The 11747-nt window shown below is 69.8% G+C and carries 10 protein-coding genes, 1 pseudogene and 1 riboswitch; of the genes and pseudogenes, 5 read left to right on the top strand and 6 right to left on the bottom strand.

Features of this window, described 5'->3' with window-relative positions; translation table 11 throughout:
* Positions 1–36: 36 nt before the first annotated feature.
* The 5 genes from G555_RS0105350 to G555_RS0105330 form a co-directional block, all read right to left on the bottom strand.
* Complete coding sequence (locus tag G555_RS0105350) at positions 37–1392, bottom strand: sn-glycerol-1-phosphate dehydrogenase (protein ID WP_028708085.1); 1356 nt, start codon at positions 1390–1392, stop codon at positions 37–39.
* A gap of 89 nt (positions 1393–1481) precedes the next feature.
* Complete coding sequence (locus G555_RS0105345) at positions 1482–3044, bottom strand: FGGY-family carbohydrate kinase (RefSeq protein ID WP_036921445.1); 1563 nt, start codon at positions 3042–3044, stop codon at positions 1482–1484.
* Between the two features lie 93 nt (positions 3045–3137).
* The gene (locus G555_RS0105340; RefSeq protein WP_028708083.1) at positions 3138–4004 is read right to left on the bottom strand and encodes an HAD-IIA family hydrolase; all 867 of its coding nucleotides are present in this window, start codon (positions 4002–4004) and stop codon (positions 3138–3140) included.
* Between the two features lie 66 nt (positions 4005–4070).
* Positions 4071–5156, bottom strand: coding sequence for a DUF7973 family transport facilitator (locus tag G555_RS0105335; protein WP_028708082.1), 1086 nt, complete (start codon positions 5154–5156; stop codon positions 4071–4073).
* Between the two features lie 354 nt (positions 5157–5510).
* Complete coding sequence (locus G555_RS0105330) at positions 5511–6866, bottom strand: MFS transporter (protein ID WP_028708081.1); 1356 nt, start codon at positions 6864–6866, stop codon at positions 5511–5513.
* Positions 6867–7028: 162 nt separating this feature from the next.
* On the opposite strand from G555_RS0105330, the gene G555_RS0105325 reads away from it, so the two are divergent.
* Positions 7029–7433 carry a hypothetical protein gene (locus tag G555_RS0105325; RefSeq protein ID WP_028708080.1) on the top strand — a complete coding sequence of 135 codons (405 nt, stop codon included), beginning with the start codon at positions 7029–7031 and terminating at the stop codon, positions 7431–7433.
* Positions 7434–7454: 21 nt separating this feature from the next.
* On the opposite strand, the gene G555_RS18095 is transcribed toward G555_RS0105325, so the two are convergent.
* Positions 7455–8684: a glycosyltransferase 87 family protein gene (locus tag G555_RS18095; RefSeq protein ID WP_169337869.1), complete on the bottom strand. Its 1230-nt coding sequence runs from the start codon at positions 8682–8684 to the stop codon at positions 7455–7457.
* A gap of 82 nt (positions 8685–8766) precedes the next feature.
* A riboswitch (TPP riboswitch) is annotated at positions 8767–8870 on the top strand.
* Here G555_RS18095 and G555_RS18090 point away from each other — a divergent pair.
* From G555_RS18090 to G555_RS0105305, 4 genes and pseudogenes are all read left to right on the top strand, one after another.
* Positions 8860–9498, top strand: a complete 639-nt coding sequence (locus G555_RS18090) for an ECF transporter S component (RefSeq protein ID WP_051208470.1) — start codon at positions 8860–8862, stop codon at positions 9496–9498. Its footprint overlaps the riboswitch before it by 11 nt.
* Positions 9495–9992: pseudogene (locus G555_RS23355) on the top strand (ABC transporter ATP-binding protein); the annotation flags it as partial. The gene G555_RS18090 and the pseudogene G555_RS23355, both read left to right, overlap by 4 nt.
* 12 nt (positions 9993–10004) lie before the next feature.
* A complete protein-coding gene (locus tag G555_RS0105310) occupies positions 10005–11000 on the top strand; it encodes an ATP-binding cassette domain-containing protein (RefSeq protein ID WP_425413835.1) in 996 nt (331 codons plus the stop codon).
* Positions 10997–11728 carry a CbiQ family ECF transporter T component gene (locus G555_RS0105305; protein ID WP_028708078.1) on the top strand — a complete coding sequence of 244 codons (732 nt, stop codon included), beginning with the start codon at positions 10997–10999 and terminating at the stop codon, positions 11726–11728. The genes G555_RS0105310 and G555_RS0105305 overlap by 4 nt, the downstream gene beginning before the upstream one ends.
* Positions 11729–11747: the final 19 nt, after the last annotated feature.

The following is an 11747-nucleotide window of genomic DNA, read 5'->3' as shown; positions in this document are numbered from 1 at the left end:
ACGGTCGGACTCCCCGCCGGCACCCCGGCCAGCGCGTCAGGGCTGCTGGGTGCCCCAGAATCCGTCGGCCGCGAAGAGCTCCTCGACGATCCCGTCGAGCAGGTTCGCCTCGAGCGCGAGATCCAGCACCGTGTAGCGCTTGCGGATCATCTGGCTGCGCACGTAGGTGTCCTTGAACGCACCCCAGCCGAGCCGGATGTCGTCGGGATGGGCGGGCGCTCCGGCGGCGCGGAGCATCTTCTGCAGCTCCGCGGCGCCGATGAGCTGATCGGCGAGCGTGACCTTCAGCGTCGGCCACAGCTCGACCACCTGGTGCAGCCGCACGGCCAGGTCGGCGGGCTCGATGTACTTCGCCATCGTCTGCTCGATCGCGGCCGGCAGCACCTGCGGATGACTGTGGTAGCGGCGGATCTTCTCCTCCAGCCGGCTGCGTGTCGGCCAGGCCCGCACCGCGGCGTCGATGTCGAGACGGGTGAGATCGGTCGCCAGCAGGATCTCGTACAGGGCGGCGATCGAGACGGTGCCCAGGGCCACCTTGAACCCGTGCGACAGACGACGCGGCTTGATGTCGGTGCCGTGCCCTTCCATCTCCCACAGGTGACTGAACTGATGCTCGGCGCCCGACGCGGGCCGCGAGGACTGATGCGCCTGCATCGCCAGGCCGGACATGAGCAGGCCCTCGGCCAGTCCGGCGACGGCGTCGGCGTCGCCGGCGGCCAGAGCGTCGGGGCGGGACAGCGAGGTCCGCAGCGGGCCCTGCACCAGATCCCACACCCCCTTGTCGACCGCTTCGACGCCCAGCGCGTCGGCGATCAGCCAGTCCGCGCCGGCGGGCACCTTGCCGATGAGGTCGCCGTAGCCGGACGCCGTCATCACCGACGGCGCGGCGGCCAGCACGTCGATGTCGGCGACGGCCGCGACGGGAGCCGGGCAGTTGAGCGTGTTCTTGTAGCCGTCCTTGGCGATGGACGCACCGAACGCCGTATAGCCGTCCATGGACGCGGCCGTGGCGACGACCATGTAGGGCCGCCCGAGTTCGCCGGAGGTTCGCTTGACGAGGTCGTTCAGCGAACCGCCGCCGACCGCGATCGCGACGGCGGACAGCGGCTCCAGGACGCCTCGCAGCAGTTCCACGTTCTCGTACTTCGCATACAGCTCGGGCTCGCCGGGGAACACGTACGGGTCGAGCGTCGACACACCTGCGGCGGCCAGGACCGCGGCCACCTTGTCGCCGGCGGCCGCCATCGTGCGCTCGTCGCCGATCACGATCGCGGTGGCCCCCGGGAACGCCTCGGAGAACACGGACGCGACCTCGTCGAGTGCCCCGGCGGCGCTGATGACCTGCTTGGTTTCGTGAGCGCTCTGCAGCGCCCGTTCGATGAGTTCTGACATCGCCGATCCTTCAGGATAGTTGTCGACTTGACTGGTTACCGCACACGTGTGGGCTTGGCCGACGGATCGGCCAAGCCCACACGATCAGATCACTTGGCTGCTTCGTGATCCACAACCTCGTGCACCAGGCTACGCATCGCCGGGTAGGACTCGGTGTACTTCTCGAAGTAGAACTTGTACTCCTCGTGCTTCTCCTGGTCGGGCGTGAGCTGGTCGAGCGTGTGCACCATCTTCGACGCGGCCTCGGCCACGTTGCCGTACACGCCGGCGCCCACCGCACCGAGCATCGAGGAGCCCAGCGCCACCGCGTCGCCGACCTCGGTGATCGTGATCGGCACGCCGGTGATGTCGGCATGGAGCTGCATGAGCTCGCGGCTCTTGGTCATGCCGCCGCACGCGACGAGCTCCTTCACCTCGAAGCCGGCCTTGCCCATCTCGCGCAGGATGTGGGCGGTGCCGTAGCAGATGCCCTCCTGGATGGCCCGGTAGATGTGCGCGGTGCCGTGCGCCAGCGACAGGCCCCAGATGATGCCGCGCGCCTTCGCGTCGGTGTACGGCGTCCGGTTGCCCTGGAAGTACTCGTTGACGATCAGGCCGTCCGAGCCCACCGGAACGTCGGCGGCGGCCCTGTTGAGCAGGTCGTACACGGACAGGCCGGTCTTGTCGGCCGTCGCCACCATGTCGGAGGCGAAGTTGTCCTTGTACCACTTCATGACCGAGCCGGTGGAGACCTGGCCACCCTCGACCGAGTACTGGCCGGGGACGACGCCGTCGGTGTAGGAGCCCCAGAAGCCGGGCCCGTAGGCGGGCTTGTCGGACTGGCCCGCGAGCACGTGGGAGGAGCCGGTGATGAGGGCCATCTTGCCCGGGGTCACCACGCCGAGACCGACCTGGCCGGCGAAGGCGTCCGCCATGCCCTGCGCCACCGGCGTGCCGGGGAGCAGGCCGAGGAGCTGGGCGGCGACCGTCGACAGGCCCGCGACGGGCTGGCCGACGTCGAGGATCCGCTCGGGGATCTTGTCGAAGACGTCGCCGATGCCGATCGTCTCGTACAGGTCGACCGGCCAGCCGCCGAAGTCGCGGTTGTAGTACATGCGGAAGGCCGCGGTGTTGATCGACAGGCTCCACTCGCCGGTGAGCTTGAAGGTCAGCCAGTCGGTGGCGTCGACGATCCGGTACGCCTTGGCGTAGATCTCGGGCTCGTTGTCCTTGATCCAGGCGGCCTTGAAGGGGTACCACTCGGCCGAGGCACCCACCGTGCCGCCGCCGTTGTACAGCAGACCCTTGGAGTCGAACCCGTTCGCGCGCGCATCCTCGAGGCGCTGCACCTGCTCCGTCGCGCGGACGTCCATCCACATGATGGCGTCGCGCAACTCCTCGCCCTTCTCATCCATGGGCACGACGGTCGCCGTGGTGCAGTCGTAGCCGATGCCGACGATCTCGTGGGCGGCGACGCCGGAGCTCTCCATGACCTTGTGCGTGGAGGCGATGAGACAGTCCCACCAGTCCTTGGGACTCTGCTCGGCGCGACCCGGGCGAGGATGAGTGGTCTTGTACGGCGTCGCGGCAAAGGTGACGGGACGGCCTTCGAGATCGAAGAGGGCGACTCGGCAGCTTTCGGTGCCGAAGTCGATACCCATGACGTATGACATTGAGAACTCCGTTGGACTCAGTTTCTGGATGGATGCGGGCATATAGCTCTTCGGCCGCACACGGACGTCGTGTGCGGCCGGCCGGGCCATCGGCTACGCGTCGTTGTCGACGGTCCAGCCCAGCTCGTCCCATGCCCATTGCGGGATGAGCCGGTCAACACGATCCATGACGAAGGAGGGGCGCTGTTCCTCGGTGCGCTTCAGCACATCGGGGATGGTCGCCTCGCCGGTGAGGACGAGGCCGGACACCATGTTGGCGTCGATGGCCATCTGCATGTCCGTCTGCAGCCGGTCCCCGACCATGATCGAATGCTCGACCCGGGCGCTCGGGAGGCTCTGCATGATCGTCTCGAGCATGATGGGGTCGGGCTTGCCGAGGTTCGCCTGACTCTTGACCCGCGTGCAGGCCTCGATGGCGGCGACGATGCACGCGCAGTCGGGCTCTCCACGCCCCCCCGGAAAGGGACAGAATCGATCCGGGTTGGTCTGGATCATGAATGCGCGCTTGTAATACCAGATCGCATCGAAGGCGATCTGGAGCTTCTTGTACTCGAAAGTGCGGTCGTAACTCGCGATGACGATGTCGATCTCTTCGGGGTCCTCGGAGAGGACGAACCCGGCGTTGCGCAGGGCCCGCTTGAGAGGCTCTTCGCTGATCGGAAACAAGACGGCGTCCGGGTAGTGCTGAAGGAGCCAGTTCGTTGTCGTCACGACCGTGTTGGAGATGTCCTCGATGGGCGTCGGGAGCCCCAGCTTCTGGAGCTTCTTGACGTACATCTCGGGATCTTTGGTGGGATTGTTCGACAGATAGCGGACGGGGATCTCCCGCCGGCGCAGCTCGTTGATCATCCGCGCTGCGCCGGGCAGGAGTCCCTCACCCAGATAGATAGTGCCATCCATGTCGAAGATGTAGGCGTCGTAAAACTCCTCAGGGGACTTCAGGACGTCCGTCTCCTGCATGGTGCGCATTGTCTCTCTCTGTCTGTCGATCAGTTGTTGATGGTGCTCAGGATGGTGCTGTGGCTACTAGGCCCCGATGCCGGCCGCGGCCTGCACGATCAGCGCGACGACCCAGACGATCGTGTTGCTGATGAAGATGGCGAAGGCCGGAGGGTCGATGTGGGTCGTGCCACGGTTGTAGAGCAGCCGGGCGCCGAACTCACCCAGGAACGCCGCCATGACACCGAACAGAGCGCCGACGATGAGAGCGCCGATGGCCGCACCGGCCATCTTGCTGTCGGTGGTCAGCGCGTGCGCGAACGCGGTCGGGTCGAAGCCCTTCGGCCCGTAGGCAGCATTCCCGAGGAAGATCGGGAAGAACATGATCGCGCCCAGACCCGCGATGTTGGTGATGTGGTGGGTGACAGGGATGTTGTAGCCGATGTTGAGGAACAGAATCGTCACGGCCGAGATGGCGAACGGGAAGACGTTGGCGTTGCCAGCGATGCCCGGGAACGTGAAGGCCAGGTACAGGGCCGCACCGGCGGCGAGCAGACCGGCGAAGAAGCCCAGCGGGACCAACTGGCCCGGGGTCTCCATATGACGCAGCCAGGCAGCGTCGTCGCGCGGCTTGAGGCCGTCGATCCGCTTCTCGAAGTTGACGAGCGAGCTGCCGTGCTCGGGATCGGTGGCGTTCTTGCCGAAGACAGCACGAACGATGAGCGCCGAGGTGACGACGGTGACCGCCACGCTGTCGGTGTGGGTCCCGAACCAGGGGATGTTCGCGTAGATCTGCTGGATGATGTAGCCGATGCCGCCGAACAGGGCGCCGACGAGCAGGACGTCGGGCTTGCCGAGGCGTGCCAGCGGAAGGACGATGTCCTTGCCGGACTCGGTGTAACCCTTATGCGCTGCGTACGCCGCACCGGCGACCGCACCACCGAAGGCCACGTGCGGGCCGGTGAACGGACCGAACGCCAGGTAGCCGAAGACCGTGGCGGAGACGGCACCCGGATCGCCCGTGGTGGTGGGGATCGCGGCCGCACCCAATGCCATCAGGGCGGTGAAGCCGGTGATGACGAACGAGAAGTTACCGCCGATAGCAGCGCCGAAGAAGCCGCCACCGAGCGCCGCAATCAACCAGAACAGGTGTTGCACGATGTCGAATGTCATGTTTTCCCATCACTTTCGATGACTAGGAGTAACGACTGTGGCCCCGTCGCCGACAGTCGCGCGGCCAAGCACCTGGCTTCGACCTTGCCGAGGATTGACCTTTGTCATGGGGCGCCCGGACGGCACAGCGTGACCGCGCCGCCACCGGTACGCGCCTCAGGGCATCTGTCGCCCCGCTGAGGAGAGGTATGAGACTGACCACAGACCGCCAAAACCTGGACCAGGATCATGCCAACCCCCTTCCGGACAAGCAACATCGCTCTGACGCGTCCCATGCGTGGCTCGAACGTATCATAGGCACTCGCCCGAGAACCACGATTCGAGTTCGCTCATAAGCGGTGTTTCAAGCGTGCATCAACCTTCGAGCGCCACGTGTTTCCGTTCTGGAAGGAAACCGGCCGATACGGCCGCCAACGCGAACGACACGCCGAACACGCCGAACACCAGAGCCTCGCCGCCGAGATGCAGCAACGGCGGCACGGCCAGCGGCGCGATGATCGACGCAATGCGCCCGAAGCTGGCCGCCGCTCCCGTGCCACGCCCCCGGATGCTCGTCGGATACAGCTCGGGCCCGACGGCGTACAGCGCTCCCCACGCGCCGAGGTTGAAGACCGACAGCATGCAGCCGGCGGCGATGATCTGCCACGGCTCGGCGGCGAACCCGAACAGCGCCGCTGCGACCGCCGAACCGGCCAGGAACGTGACGAGCGTGGCGCGCCGGCCCCAGATCTCCACAAGGATGGCCGCCAGCAGGTATCCCGGGAGTTGCGCGAGTGTGATGTACAAGGTGAACTCGAACGACTTGGCAAGAGGGAACCCGCGCTCCACCAGCAGTGACGGGATCCAGATGAACGCCCCGTAGTACGACAGGTTGATGCAGAACCAGACCGCCCACAGCGCGGCGGTGCGAACGCGCAGGTCGGGCGCCCAGATGGACCGCCGCGTGACCGCCTCCCCGCTCTGCGCATCCTGGTCCGCCGCGGCGATCTCGTCCGGAGCGGGCGCGGGCACGCCTGCCGCCTCCTCGTACTCGCGGACGGCCCGTTCCGCTTCGGCGTGACGGCCCTTCTTCTCCAGGAAACGCACCGACTCGGGCAGCCGCAGCCGGACGAAGACGGCATAGACGGTCGGGAGCAGCCCTGCGGCCAACGCCCAGCGCCAGCCGTTGGGATCGGCGGGGACGAGAAGGTAGCCGATGAGAGCGGCGACCAGCCATCCGACCGCCCAGAAGGCCTCCAGTGCAACGACCATCCGGCCGCGGATCGCTCGCGGGGCGTACTCCGAGACGAGCGTGGACGCCACCGGCAGCTCGCCGCCGAGCCCGAGACCGACCACGAAGCGGAGCGCGATCAGGAGGGCGACGCTCGTCGCCAGTGCCGACGCGCCGGTGGCGAGCCCGTAGACGAGCAAGGTGAGCGCGAACACCTGCCTGCGTCCGATGCGGTCGGCCAGGAGGCCCGCCAGGCCGGCTCCGAGAGCCATTCCCACGAAGCCGACCGAGGCGATCACGGACAGGGTCGTCGCATCGAGCTGCCACTGTTTGGCCAGTGCGGCCATGACGAACGAGATGAGGCTGACGTCCATCGCGTCGAGCGCCCAGCCGACGCCCGAGCCGACCAGCAGTCTGGCGTGCTTGCGCGTGAACGGGAGCCGGTCGAGGCGCTCTGCCCGCGTGAGCGGACGGACCGGCGATGTGGTGAGGTCGGACACCTTAGTCTCCTAATGAGCAAATGGTGAGACAACGATACACCCGGCGCCCGCCGTCCCGGATCGCGGTTGCGGAGCGGACAGCGGGACCACCACCGGGACCTCCCGCCCCGCGGCCGACGCCACCGGCACGGCGGGGACCTCCGGCGCCGATAGGCTCGAGGCATGTATTACTGGGCGTTTCTGGCCGGGCCGTCCCTGGTGTCGCTGCTGCTGATCGCCGTCGCTGTGATCGGTACGGTCCTCGCGAAGCGGGCGCGGGGCCTCCTCTGGGCCGGAACGCTGGTCATCGTGGCCTCTCAGCTCGTGCCGGCGGTCATCGGGATGGCGCTGTTCTCCACGGGCGCGATCCCCGAGACGGCCGTGATCCGGGCCCTCCTCGGGTACGGAGGCCTGGTCCTCGGCGTGGCCCTGCTGATCACGGCCGTGGCTGTGGCCGGGTCCCCCCGCACGCCCGCCCAACCACCCTCTGTGCCACAACCGCCGTACCCGCCGCAGTCGTTCACCGGGCAGCAGCCATACGCTCAGCAGCCGTCCTCCGCGCGGCAGCAGCCCGGACGGGGATTCTGAGCCCCTGGGGCCCGTACGCGGTCAGCCCCGCGCGGGAGCCACCCGGCGGACACGGACCGTGTACCACCACATAGCCGCGAAGAGCGCCAGCCCCCACCACAGATTGGCGTTGCCGAACAGGTGCATGTACCACTCCCACTGGATCTCGCGGTTCTCCTCGTGCGGGAACCACCAGTACGGGGTCGACGCGAAGACGGCCACACCCGCGACCACGAGCGCCCACAGACACCCGCGCAGCCCGGGGCCGACGACCTCCGAGCGGCGCATCGCCCACCACGCGCACACCAGCAGCGCCGGTACCGCCCACACCCAGTGATGCGCCCACGACACCGGCGACGCGTACAGCCCGGCGAAGGCCACCACCACAACCGCCGCCAGTTCCTCGCCGCTGCCGATGAGGCGCACCATGAGGACGGCGGCCGCGGCGACGAGAAGAACGACCAGCACGAGCCAGGCGACCTGCGCGACCGTGCCCGTCAGTCCGAGCCGGTAGAGGAAGCCGTTCAGCGACTGGTTCGCGGCGTAGGCCAGCCCGCCGATGCGCGACGTGTCCCGCAGGGTCGTCGTCCAGTAGGTGACGGAGTCGTCCCACGCCGCGAGGAAGCCGATCGCATGCGCGGCGACGAAGGCGAGGCCGCCGACCACGATCGCCCGGAAGTCCTTGCGAAGGAGGAAGAAGAGGAAGAACACGGCCGGAGTCAGCTTGATCGCGGCGGCGATGCCCGTGAGCGAGCCTCGCCACCACCGACCGCGGCCCGCGACCATGTCGACCACGACGAGCAGCATCAGGAACAGGTTGATCTGGCCGTACCCGAACGTCTCCCGCACCGGACCGAGCAGGAGCGAGCATGCGGTGGCCCCCGCGCTGAACCAGGCCAGATCCGCACCGGTGAGATCGGAGAGTTCGCGCGTGGCCAACCACACCACGCCGTACAGCGCGAGCACCGAGGCGATCCCCACCACGACCGACGCCACCGGCAGGGGCAACCACACGAGCGGCGCCAGCAGCACGGCCGCGATCGGAGGATACGTGAAGGGCAGCGCGACGCCGATCTGGGTCTTCGGCAGTTGGCCGTAGAGATCGCCGCCCTGCAGCCACACTCCGGCACCGAGGCGGTACACGTCGAGGTCGATCCGGTAGGGCGGGACATCGCTGAGGCCCGGGATGCCGATGCACAGGTACCACGCGACCGCCACGAGGACCACCGCGATCGCGATCCGTACGGGCGTCCGTCTCACGGCGCGCGCCATCACATCCATCTCGTCCTCTCCACCGGCCAATCGTAGGGGACGGACACCGGCTCTCCCCTCCGGCCGGGACGCAGTAGGGTGGAGGAATCGACAGGGGAGCGCTCCGGCGCTGAGAGTGCGAGATCCTCGCAGACCCTCGAACTTGATCCGGTTCGCACCGGTGGAAGGAGTCGTCATGACCACCGACATTCCGTCACGTCCCTCTGCGCTCGCACGCGGTGGCCCCTGGGCATGGCGCGGCGCCGACTTCGTCGTCGCCGCCGTGTTCGGCATCGCCATGGGCGTCGTCTTCATCGCCTGGGACTACCTGCTCAACACGCCGTGGACGGCGATCACCCTCGCCTTCCCGCCCGCGGCGTCCCTCGCACTCGGAGTGTGGCTGCTGCCTGCGATCGGCGGCGGCCTCATCGTGCGCCGGCCGGGCGCCGCCCTGTTCGTCGAACTGGTCGCGGCCATCCTCGAATACCTGCTGGGAAATCCCTGGGGCCCGGGGGTCCTCGTGTCGGGTCTCCTGCAAGGCCTCGGCGTCGAGCTCGTCCTGGCGGCGTTCCGCTGGCGCCGGTTCGGGCCCGCCGTCGCGATGCTCGCGGGCGCCGCATCGGCGACCGTGGAGATCGTCGTCTACGAGTGGTGGTCCTACGCGGCCGAATACTCCTGGCCCTGGAAGCTGGCGATGCTGGCCTTCGCGGTCGTGTCGGGTCTCGCCGCGGGCCTCGCCGGGCATGCGCTCGTGCGTGCGCTGGCTCGCACCGGCGCGCTCTCCGGGTTCCCGCCCGGCGCCGAGGAGACGCTGCGCCGGGCCGGCGACGGATGACGACCGGCGCTCCGTCCGGCATCTGCCTCCGGGGCCTGTCGTGGACGCCGCTCGGCCGGCGCACGGCCGTCCTCGACGGCATCGACCTCGACATCGCGCCCGGCGAGCGGGTGCTCGTCACCGGTCCGAGCGGCGGGGGGAAGTCGACCCTGCTGCGCGCACTCGCAGGCGTGCTGGGCGCCGTCGAGGACGGTGAGCTGGCCGGCACGGTGCACGTCGGCGGTGCGCGCCCGCAGGGAGGCGACTCCGGCCTGCTGCTGCAGGATCCGGTCGCCGGCGTCGTGGCCTCGACGGCCGGCCGGGACGTCGCCTTCGGCCTGGAGAACCGCGCGATCCCGCGGGGCGAGCTCTGGCGCAGGGTCGACGAGTCCCTCGCCGCGGTCGGTCTCGACATCGGGCGCCGCCACCCGAGCCTGGCGCTCTCGGGAGGACAGTCCCAGCGGCTCGGCCTGGCAGGCGTCATCGCTCCCCCGGCCGGGCTGTTGCTGCTGGACGAGCCGACGTCGATGCTCGACGACGACGCCGCCGCCCAGGTGCGTGCGGCCGTCGCGGACGTCATCGGCGGCCGGCGCACGACCCTCGTGGTCGTCGACCACCGGATCGACGGGTGGCTGCCGATGGTGGATCGGCTCGTCGTCCTGGTCGGCGGGCGGATCGTCGCGGACGGGCCGGCGTCGGCCGTCCTGCGCGACCACGCCGCCGACCTGCTCTCGGCGGGGGTCTGGGTGCCCGGTGCGGCCGATCCGCCCGCCGCCGACATCCCGCCGGACCTGTGCTCCCCGTGGTTCGCCCACCGGCCCGGCGAGGACCTGCTGCTCGCCGAGGGGCTGACCGTGGAGTACCGGCTCCGGTCCGGACTGCGTGTCTCCCGCACACCCCCGTCCGCTGCGGTCGCGATCCGCGGCGTGGACCTCCGGGTGGTCGCCGGGGAGGTCCACACGCTCCGCGGCGCCAGCGGCGCCGGGAAGTCCACCCTGCTCGCCGCCGTCGCCGGCCTCCGCCGCCCCGCCTCCGGCCGGGTCCGTGCACTCCCGCCGCTGGCGCGCGGCCGTGCCCCGGAACCCGCCGGCTGGTCGAGCCGGGAGGTCGCCGAGCGCGTGGGCTGGGTGCCGCAGCGCCCCGGTCTCACCGTCGCCGGGATCACATGCCGCGCGTCCGTTCTCGCCACCGGGCACGTCCTGGCCCGTGACATCGCCGGCCGGGCCGATGCGCTGCTGGCTCGGCTCGGGATCGCTCACCTCGCCGGACGCCACCCCCACAGCCTGTCGGGTGGGGAGGCACGCCGGCTCGCGCTTGCGACCGCCGTCGTCCACGGCCCGGATCTGCTCGTGCTCGACGAGCCGACCGTCGGGCAGGACCGGGCGACCTGGGCCGTGGTCGCGGGCATCGCCCGCGCGGCCGCCGCGGCGGGCACCGCGGTCGTGGCCGCGACGCACGACGCCTCGCTGGCCGTGCTCGCCGATGCCCGCACGACACTCGACGCGGGACGGGTGGTCGCGTGATCGGGATGCTGGCGCGATGCGGTCCGTTGTCGCTGCTCGGCGCCTCGTTCGTTCTCATGGTCGGCGGTCTCGGGGCGCCCGGGCCGGCCGGGCTCGCCCTCGCCTCCGGCGTCCTCCTCGTCGCCGTCCCGCTGACGGTCGGACCGGGCCGATTCCCGTGGGCGCGCCTCGTTCCCGGGCTGCTGGCGATCGCGTCCGTCGCCTGGTCGAACTGGCTGCTGGCGTCCCCGCGATCGTGGGAGGCGGCCGGTTTCGCCGGTCTGCGCATCGGGTTCTTCGTCCTCCCCGGCGTCGTGTTCGCGTCCTTCGTGGACCCGGCCGTGCTCGGCGACCACCTCGGACAGCGGCTGCGGCTGCCCGCCCGGCCCGTGCTGGCCGCCGTCGCGGCGCTGCAGCGGTTCGAGCGCTTCGGGGCCGACTGGGAGGACCTCGGCCGAGCCCGACGGGTCCGCGGCCTGGGCCCGTCCCGCTCCCCCGTCTCGGCACTCCGGGCCGGCGCGGCGCAGGCCATGGGCCTCCTCGTCGGCGCGCTGCGGGACGCCACCGACAGCGCGGTCGCGATGGAGGCGCGCGGTTTCTCCCGTCCGGCCCGCACCGGCACGCCTCGGACGTGGGCGGTCGCCGCCCCGTGGACCCGCGCCGACACCGCCCTTCTCGTGGGCTGCCTGGCTGCGACCACGATCGCGCTCGCGGGGACGCCCGTCCTGGCCGCGCTCGCCGGTCGCTGAGGAGTCGTCCGGCGATCAC

The organism is Propionicicella superfundia DSM 22317, assembly GCF_000423465.1.
In the GTDB taxonomy this organism is placed as follows: Bacteria; Actinomycetota; Actinomycetes; order Propionibacteriales; family Propionibacteriaceae; genus Propionicicella; species Propionicicella superfundia.
The sequence above is the reverse complement of the archived record's forward strand: the minus strand, read 5'-3'. Positions and strand labels throughout refer to the sequence as shown.